Raw genomic sequence first — 2633 nt, forward strand, 5'->3', positions numbered from 1 at the left:
ATATAGCGAGGGTCTACAGAGTACCTACATTTGCGGAAAATGACCATTGCTTCCTTTGTGACTTTACGGCGAATAGAGTCTTCAAAATAAGGATTTAACAAGTCATCTTTTAGCTTATGGAGGTGCTGATTATTACGCTGTTTTAGACCCACCTATACGCTAGAATGAGTCCTTCAATATCCATTCCGAGTCCACTTGTTCGTTCTTAGAGTCCACTAAATAGCCACGCTCGGTGAAAGCGTGGCTTGTGTGACAGAATTTAGTTGGTACTTGCTTTAGCTAACTGTTCTCGCATATTTAATTGACCTGTATCAAACCATACGGCATTATGCACGATTCTATCCATAATGGCGTCCGCATGAACACCGCCTCCTAATCTTTTATGCCAATCTGACTTTCTAAATTGTGTACAATAGATGGTGGAGCCGGAGTCGTAGCGACGTTCAATGATTTCGAAGAGAAATTTCAGGTCATCTTCTGATAAATCATCTAGTAGCCATTCATCTTATGAGAAGTAATTAATTATGTTAAGTTAAGCGATGAAATATTAGTTTCACCGCTTAACCAAGGAATTATCTTTACATAATTAAATCTACTTATTTATACTTTTTAATCTAAATAAATTCTTTCAGCCAATTTAACAAACTTTCTTTTTTATCTTCGCTTAATACTTCTTCAGGAAGAATATTCTTGCTCGCTGTTTCAATTGCTTTCCGTTTAATCTCAGGGTTGGCTTTTGCATATACTTCAGTTGTAGAAATAGATGCATGTCCTAAAAAATCTCGAATATAAATTAAATTTACATTGGCTTCCAGTAAGTGCATCGCTTTACTATGCCTTAAGGCATGTGGCGAAATTTTTGATGGAAATAGATCAGGGTTATCTTTACGAGCTGCTTCATAATGTTTCTTTAAAATATAAGTTATACCGGCACGACTAAGTTTTTTGTGCTGTTTGTTGAAAAAAATGGGAGTTGTAACACTCTTTTCATTACTTAGCTGGTAGCTATCTAAATATGATTCCATAATAGCTACAGTCTGAGCTGTAATTGGTATCACGCGAACTTTTTGTCCTTTTCCTATCAGTGTGACAGTCGCTGGAGAAGACAGTCTCAAATCGGAAGCCTTTAAATCAATAATTTCCTGAACTCTTGCGCCAGTATCGTATAAAAGTGTGAGAATAGCTAAATCTCTTTTTCCTCTTATTGTTTTTCGGTTTGGAGCATCCAACAGTTTTCGTATTGCATCAATTGACAAGTAAGTCATCTGTTCTATATTCGACACTTTCTTTGCCTTTATTGAAAAGACAGAATTACAAACGTCCAAATATTCTGGCACTTCAGTTTGAAGAAAACGAAAATAGGAATGAAAAGCTGCAAGTCTTTGGTTCCTTGTTCTGACGGAATATCTCTTCTCATCTATTAGCCAATTCAAAAAAGTCTCAATCAAATCTTTGTTTATTTCTTTTAGTGTCAATTTTTCCGGTTTTAAATTAAGAACTTCCGTACAATATCTTAAAAAGATAGTGAATGTATCGCGATATGCTTTAACTGTATTTTCGCTATAGTCCATTTTTGAAGGAATGTATCGAAGAAAGTATATCGACAAATATTTCCCGAAATTATAATCGTTCATTTTCTTGCACCTCCGGAAAAACATCCTGATACATTTCTTCAGTTGAATTAATAATATTACCGTAGGTATCGCTCGTCATTCGCAGATACTGTTCTGTACTTTCAACATCTCGGTGTCCCATATAGGTCTGAAGGATAGGAAGAAAAGAATAAATATCTTGTCCTTCATTAATCATTTTTTCTAAAGAGTGTACTGCAAAGGTATGACGTAAATCATGTATCCGAGGTTTTACTGATTCATCAGTTATTATTTCAGCGTCACGTAATATTCTTCTGAAGCCACTCAAAATTGAGCCACTATTATATTTTCGCCCGTCTGGAGCAGGATAAAAATATCCTTCCGTACTCATATCAAATGCCATGTTTTTAACATAGTGTTGACCATAAATCCTTAGGGTTTCCGTCATAGGAACAAAACGAGTGATGTTATTTTTTCCTTTACTTACTGTAATCACACCATCTTTTAGATTAATATCTGTTTTCTGCAGAGTCAGTGCTTCATTAATTCGTAATCCGCACCCATATAACATTCGTAAGAGCATTGGATAAATGAGGTGAGCATATTTACTGTTCCCTGAGAATTTCAACTGATCAACTATCGACCAGATTCGTGTAATTTCATCATGAGTAAAAATATACGGGATAAAATTATCTCTTTGTTTTACAAACTCATTTTTAGGGAAAACGTAAAAATTAAAGCCTAACATATTCATGAACAGAGCAAATTGACGAATGGTACTCATTCTTTGATGTTGTGTTTTAGTAGATTCATTGTCTCTTTTACTTACATATTCTTCTACCATATTCTTAGTAAGAATTGGTTTTTTAAGTCCTGATTTTTTAAAAAAATTGTCGACTTGTCTTAATCTGTAATAACTCAAGTTTTGCAGTTAAAAAATAGCCTTTGACCCTTGGTGTCATTGACTTGGTACCGATTATTATGCCGCTTTTGATATTTGATTCAGCTGATTTTCTTTTAAAAATGGCTTGAAGAGTTCCG

The 2633-nt window shown here is 34.6% G+C and carries 2 protein-coding genes and 1 pseudogene; all 3 read right to left on the bottom strand.

From position 1 onward, the window contains the following. Positions 1-259: 259 nt before the first annotated feature. Positions 260-493 (bottom strand): annotated as a pseudogene (locus tag ACYQ2O_RS11620) (ATP-binding protein); the annotation flags it as partial. A gap of 121 nt (positions 494-614) precedes the next feature. Beyond that, complete coding sequence (locus ACYQ2O_RS11625) at positions 615-1634, bottom strand: site-specific integrase (protein WP_197105352.1); 1020 nt, start codon at positions 1632-1634, stop codon at positions 615-617. Continuing rightward, entirely contained in the window at positions 1621-2436 is an 816-nt protein-coding gene (locus ACYQ2O_RS11630; protein ID WP_459796663.1) for a tyrosine-type recombinase/integrase, read from the bottom strand. Before ACYQ2O_RS11630 ends, ACYQ2O_RS11625 begins: the two co-directional genes overlap by 14 nt. Positions 2437-2633: the final 197 nt, after the last annotated feature.

The sequence above is a fragment of the Alkalibacterium sp. m-11 genome (assembly GCF_054658155.1).

Coding starts and splice junctions, on each gene's coding strand:
- ACYQ2O_RS11625 (WP_197105352.1), bottom strand. CDS start 1,634: ATGAACGATTATAATTTCGGGAAATATTTGTCGATATACTTTCTTCGA.
- ACYQ2O_RS11630 (WP_459796663.1), bottom strand. CDS start 2,436: ATGGTAGAAGAATATGTAAGTAAAAGAGACAATGAATCTACTAAAACA.